The sequence below is a fragment of the Fulvivirga sp. M361 genome (genome assembly GCF_007097395.1).
GTDB lineage: Bacteria > Bacteroidota > Bacteroidia > Cytophagales > Cyclobacteriaceae > Fulvivirga.
Genome location: NZ_VKDC01000045.1, coordinates 46,731 through 53,417, shown reverse-complemented (window position 1 = coordinate 53,417; position 6,687 = coordinate 46,731). Strand labels below are relative to the sequence as shown.

Genomic DNA, 6,687 nt, shown 5'->3' with positions numbered 1-6,687 from the left:
AGGAAACTTTTGATCAGGCATTAGCGGGTAAGAAAGTAGGCTTGGTACGTGCTGATAGTGGCTTTTATACCGAAGAGTTACTCAGCTATTTAGAAGAGAAACAGCACAACTATATCATGGCTGTAAGGATGTACCCTAATGTAAAAAGTGCTGTCTGGGGACTTGATAACTGGATAAGTTTGAGCCCAGGGATTGAACTCAACTCCATGATATTTTCCCACGAAAATGGAAAACCAAGAAGATACATTGTCGTCAAAAAGCAGGTGGATATCCGCCCTGACTCAACAGGTAAACAGCTCTTTGATGAGCTACCCGGTTATCGCTATAGTTGTTATGTGACTAATCTGGACTTGCCCCTTGATCAGATATGGAATATCTATAACACGTGGGCCGATTGTGAGAACAGGATTAAAGAATTGAAAGATGATTTTGGGCTAGATAGTTTTTGCCTGCAGGATTTTTGGGCTACTGAAGCCTCATTCCGATTTATTATGGTAGCCTATAACCTGATGAGTTTATTCAGACATTTTGCCCTTAATCATCATAATAGGGCCACCCTTAGAACTTTAAAATCCTATTGCTTTGCATTAGGAGCTTGGACAGTAAGCCATGCCAATAAAACGGTATTGAAAATCTCTCTAACTGCTAAAAAAAGACCATGGATGAAGGGAATATTTTCTCAAATCAATAACCTAAGCCCTCCTTTCAATTATTCCAATGCATAATCCGGGTTTAATCCAGGGATAATATGTAGTGCATGATCTTAAACCGAAATCCTGAACCTTTTGTTACCTGTAACATAATACCTTTTAATGGATATAATGATCTTTATAACCACTACGTAATGTGCTGCCACCTACCTATCATTCTGCTATAAATTTGTTAACATTGAACGTTTAATATCGAAACCAGAGTAACAACCAGATCAACCTTGGCGCAAGAGCCTGATAATATAATATCGGAAATAAAATCGGGAAGCAAGCCGGCTTTTGAAAAAGCTTTTCGTCAATACTATGGAGCTTTACTCAACTTTGCAAAAGGCATGCTAAAGGATGAAGATGCTGCTGAAGAACATGTCCAGGAAGTATTTATAAAACTCTGGGAAATGCGTGATAAACTTAAGCCCGATCTGAAGCTCTTTCCATATTTATTGACCAGTGTTAGAAACAGGTGTCTGAACCAGGTTAAACACAAACAGGTAGAACAGAAGTATATTAACTATACTCAGAAACAGTATCGGGACCAGGTCCTTTCTTACAGTGACTATGACATTGAAGATGAAATTATAGAGAAGTTACAGTATTCTATCACCTTACTTCCGGATAAATGCCGTGAAGTTTTTCATTTAAGTCGTTTTGAAGGGTTTAGTCATAAGCAAATCGCTGAAAAACTTAAGATAAGTACCAAGACAGTAGAAAATCACATTACTAAAGCTATGAAAATTATTAGAAAAGAACTTTTAGTAATTATGAACATACTTGTAATCCTGATAGGGGAATTATAACTTAAGATTGTTAGTTACTTGATGGAGCTGAACCAAGACGATATCAACGAGGCAGAGCTGCTGGCTTATCTTAAGGGAGAAGAAGTTACAGCTGATCAGCGCCTCAATATAGAACGCTGGCTTGAGGACGAGACCAATCGTATGGAAGCGCGGCGCATTTACCAGGCGTGGGAGTTGTCGTTGCTTGCTGCGCCAGGCACGGCAGATGTGGATCGGGCCTTAAAAGATGTAAAGACCAGGTTGGGATGGGAAGCGGACATTAAAACGATGCCGATATCAGGTGCTTCCAGGTGGTGGTGGGCAGCGGCTAGTGTGATTGTATTGGGAATAGCGTTTGTATCGGTACGTTACTTGCTAACGGACAATACAGTAGTATTGCAAGCCCAGGAAAAAGTTGAGGAATATACATTGGAAGATAAAACCCTGGTAAGTTTAAAAGAAGGTAGTGAAGTATCTTATTTGCCCACAACGTTCAATGAGCTTGATATCAGAACGGTTGGCCTAAAAGGAGAAGCATTTTTTGAAGTAGCTCATAATGAAGAAAAGCCCTTTGTGGTAACCACTTCAGATGCCGAGATAAAGGTATTGGGCACAAAATTTTTGGTGCAGGCTTTTGATAATAAACCTACTGAGGTACTGGTGAAGGAAGGGAAGGTACAGGTTACTTACCTGCTTTCAGGAGATGTAGTAGTGTTGAAGGCCGAGGAAGAAGTAGTGGTTGCTGAGAATGAAGCCCCTGTGGTAAAAACATCAGATGATAATCAGCTTTATTGGAAAACAGGAGTGATGACTTTCAAAGAAGTTTCGCTTGGTAAAGTCTTTGAAACGTTATCCCAGGAGTTTGAGATGGAAATAACTACTAAAAATGAAGCTATACTCTCTTGTAAGATTACAGCAACCTTCAAAAAGCAATCACTTAATACCATCATTGAAGTTATTGAGACAACACACAACCTGAACAGTACTAATAAAGAAGGCATCATTACTTTTGAGGGAGATGGATGTCAATAGACGAATAATATTCGTTTTTTCTTTTAGCTTTTTCTGTTTTAACGCAAAGGCTCAGGTAAAGCAAAATTCATTTTCATTTCATGAAGAAAGCTATCCAAAGATACTTCAGGTAATATCGGATGCTTATGAGTTGTACTTATCTTATGATCCTAAAATTTTTGATGGAGAACCAACAGTGACTGTGAAATTCACTGACAAAACGGTATATGAAGTACTCGATCAGCTGCTTGGTGATAAATTCCATTATAAGATCATTCAGGATTATGTCGTCATTAAGAAATCAATAGTGCCTGAGGTTGAAGCAGAGGCTGAACCATCCCAGCTTACACCAGTAGCTGCTAATCCTGTGTACTTACCGACTGTATATGATACTATCAGGTATGAAAAGATCATAGTTAAATATGATACACAGGTAGTAATACAAGAAAAAGTATTCTATGATACAGTGCGTATAGAGAAGGTCCAGGTAGTTTATGACACAGTACAGGTTTCTACGGAAATCCGGCAACCTGAAAAGCCATGGCAATTTATTCCTTATTTAACTCCTAATCTATGGATGCGCAGAAACGGGAATTCAAATACTGATTATCGGGGGTTAGGCTTTGGGTTGATGGGGCGTTATAGTTTAAATAATCTACGGTTTCATGCCGGGGTAGAGTATAATTACTCTGTCAATAATGTATCATTCACCCGTTCCGAAACGATCAGTCAGCAGAGCATTGATACGGTCTCTACATTCTTTATTATTGAAGATGGAGTGAGAGTTCCGGTATATGTGGTGGATACTACAGAAGTAGAAACGGAGGTCAATCAAAAAGTGGACAGACAAAACAGCTTTCAGTCACTATCTTTTTTTGTGGGTGCAGGGTATTTCTTAGAGATAGGTAAAGTTTCAATAGGAGCTGAACTGGGTTTTTTAGCCAGTAGCATTATAGATGGCGATGAAGTATTCAATTTTAGCAATGGGGAGATCACCGGGAATTTAGACTATCAGAGCCCGCAGTTAAACGTTTCGCTAAACTTGCCTGTAATCATTAGGCAGGGAGATTTTGAACGTTTTGAAGTTGTGCCTTATCTCCGGTTTGGCCTGGGGCCAGATTTTAAACCTCCGCTAAAATCTAATGACAGATACGTTCTGGGGGTACGATTAGGAATTATTTTATAATTGTTTCGAAGAGCTATAGGGGATTTGGAGGTCCAGGTGGTTTCTTAGGTATAACCATAAGAAATAGTCAACATGAAACTAAGTTTATCAAACCAATTTAAGATGAAGCGAAACGTTTCACTTATTTTATTTGGCCTGTTTTTGACACTACGTTCACTTGCTGTTGAAAACACTACAATTACAGAGCGTTATTTAAAGCCCCTTGCCTGCGACGCTGAATTTACCTATCAATTGAATACCTTGCCCTCGGGTGTTCATTTATACACTTTTACAGCTAATGATACAGACCCGTCCAAAACCTACGAATGGGATTTCGGAGGTAATCGTCAGGTAGAAGGACGCGAAGTAGAACACATATTCTTTGATGGTGGTGGTTGGTTGGTGAAACTTACTGTTACCGACGGCGGAGAGGTTTGCCATTCTTCTCAGAATGTGACGGTGGATGGCGTTGGCATACCCTGTTTTTTCAATGTAACAAAAACCGCTGAAGATTCTGTTATATTTGAGCCCTTTACACCCTTCGGCTCCGCTTCGGTGGCTTATTCACTTGATTTTGGAGATGGTAACATCCAGTCAGACACATCTGATTTTGGAGGGCTTCTTCCGGTTATCAGGTATAAATATCAGCTTCCCGGTAACTACACGGCATGTCTGACCAGCGCCAATGCTTCGGATGGTACTGATGCATGTACATATTGTAAAGAGATCACCATCAGTACGGGTTCTGATCCCAATACCTGTAATGCTAACTTTAGCTATACCATAGATTCCACAAGTACAGCCGGGGTACGTGCTTATACATTTACAGCAGAAGATACAGACCCTTCTAAAACCTATGAATGGGATTTTGGAGGTAATCGTCAGGTAGAAGGACGCGAAGTAGAACACATATTTTTTGATGGTGGTGGTTGGTTGGTGAAACTTACCGTTACCGATGGCGGAGAGGTTTGCAATTCTTCTCAGAATGTGACGGTAGATGGCGTTGGCATACCCTGTTTTTTCAATGTTACAAAAACCGCTGAAGATTCTGTTGTATTTGAGCCCTTTACCCCATTCGGCTCCACTTCGGTGGCCTATTCATTTGATTTTGGAGATGGTAGTGCCGTACAATCCGATACATTGGAGTTTGGAGGTCTTCTTCCTGTTATCAGGTATAAATACCAGCTTCCGGGTGATTATAGAGCATGTCTGACCAGCGCCAATGCTTCGGATGGCACTGATCCATGTACATATTGTAAAGAGATCACCATCAGTACGGGTTCTGATACTACTGTCTGCAATGCTAACTTCAATTATACCGTTGATTCTGCAACTACAGCTGGAATACATACTTATGTATTCACAGCAGAAGATACAGATCTCTCAAAAACCTACCAATGGGACTTTGAAGGACAACGGCAAGTGAAGGGACGTGTGGTAAAACATATCTTTGAAGACGCAGGGAATTGGAGTGTTTCGCTCATTGTTAAAGATGGCATTGATTCTTGTCAATCTATCCAAATAATACGGCCACCACAGCCAGAACGCTGCTTTTTTAACATAGCACGTGATCTTATCACCAATACTATCAAAGTAGAACCCTGGGCCGTATTATCATCGGCTTCCCAAGCCTACACACTGGATTTTGGAGATGGTACAGTAGTTACAGATACAACGGAATTTGGAGGAAGTTTGCCAATTCGTGAACATACGTACGCCTCAGCAGGTAATTACCAGGTATGCTTAAATGTAACAGATGATCAGGGAGCCATATGTAGTTTCTGTGAAACGGTTGTGTTAGACCCATCCAACGGAGGATTCTGTAATGCAGGCTTTACTTTTGAGGCGGATAGCATTCAACCCCTCAGGTATGTATTTACTGCCAATGACCAGGATTTAATCAAAACATTTAATTGGACAGTAGAAGGAGGTTTTCAGGCTTCAGGCCCTGTCTTAGACTTCCTATTCCCTGATGCGGGATTATGGACGATAAATCTTATGGTAAGTAATGGAACGGATACTTGCTCTACTTCTCAAACATTGTTCATAGATACTCCATCTACAGACTCTTTATATATACAAGGAACGCTACGAGCAGATTTGCAGCCTGTGAACGGTGGAATACTTGAGCTCTACAGGAAAAATGAGGATTTATGGAAGAAGCATGCTACTACCACCACAAATAATGGTACATATCGCTTCTCAGGCTTATCCAAAGGTACGTACCTGATCCATGCACGTGGTGATGAGAGCAACTTTACAACGTTCATACCTACCTATTTTGTCAATGGAATCGCCTGGCAGGATGCGTATACTCTTGACCTGACCGGTGCTGCAGAGGAAGTAGACATTACCTTAATCAGGTCTCAAAGCTTATCGAGGCAGGGGCAAGGTGTCTTACAAGGGCGTGTTACCATAGAGGGTGATCCGGCTCCACAAAACGATGCATACGTTGTTCTTTTGAAAGATGCCACATCATCTCGTGCTATTGAGTGGACTATGTCTTCCAATGATGAGTCGTTCCAATTTGATCAACTGCCGTTCGGAAAGTATCACCTGACATTGGAAAGGCCTTCTATGACGGTACAACAAACCTATGTATTAAGTGAAAGTAATCCTGATGTGAGAGACATTGAGCTGGGCAATGGCAGGATCACCAGTCTGGAGGATGAATTAGTACCCGAGGCCTATGCCATATACCCAACGATTGTTGAAGACCGCGTGAACGTAAGAAGCACAGGTGGTACCGGAGAGGTAATCATTCAGTTAAGATCTGCTACGGGTAAGGCATTCTTTACTACAAATTCTACCCTTTTAGAGGGAGAGGTAAAGGAACTCATCTTACCTGTCGGAATGCCTGATGGGCTATACTTCCTGGGAATACAGGATAAAAACGGAAATATTAAAGTTCACAAACTCATTAAAAATTAGGGGAGTACCCTGATTGTGTTGGTAACCATCGCGGAACGTTTTCCTGTTTTGCGATGGTTTTACATTTTATCAAATATCGGTCACTGCAGTCTACTTA

General features: G+C 40.9%; 5 protein-coding genes. All 5 read left to right on the top strand.

The annotated features are described in order from the left end of the window. Positions 1 to 725, top strand: a 725-nt coding sequence (locus tag FNH22_RS28455) for a transposase (protein ID WP_143401922.1), incomplete at its 5' end; no start/stop codon positions are given. A 206-nt stretch (positions 726 to 931) separates the two neighbouring features. Continuing rightward, complete coding sequence (locus FNH22_RS28450; protein WP_185154468.1) at positions 932 to 1,504, top strand: RNA polymerase sigma-70 factor; 573 nt, start codon at positions 932 to 934, stop codon at positions 1,502 to 1,504. 21 nt (positions 1,505 to 1,525) lie between these two features. After that, complete coding sequence (locus tag FNH22_RS28445) at positions 1,526 to 2,515, top strand: FecR family protein (RefSeq protein WP_143401920.1); 990 nt, start codon at positions 1,526 to 1,528, stop codon at positions 2,513 to 2,515. After that, a complete protein-coding gene (locus FNH22_RS28440; protein WP_143401919.1) occupies positions 2,502 to 3,680 on the top strand; it encodes an STN domain-containing protein in 1,179 nt (392 codons plus the stop codon). Before FNH22_RS28445 ends, FNH22_RS28440 begins: the two co-directional genes overlap by 14 nt. A 102-nt stretch (positions 3,681 to 3,782) precedes the next feature. Then, positions 3,783 to 6,590 carry a PKD domain-containing protein gene (locus FNH22_RS28435; protein ID WP_185154467.1) on the top strand — a complete coding sequence of 936 codons (2,808 nt, stop codon included), beginning with the start codon at positions 3,783 to 3,785 and terminating at the stop codon, positions 6,588 to 6,590. The last annotated feature ends 97 nt before the right edge of the window (positions 6,591 to 6,687 follow it).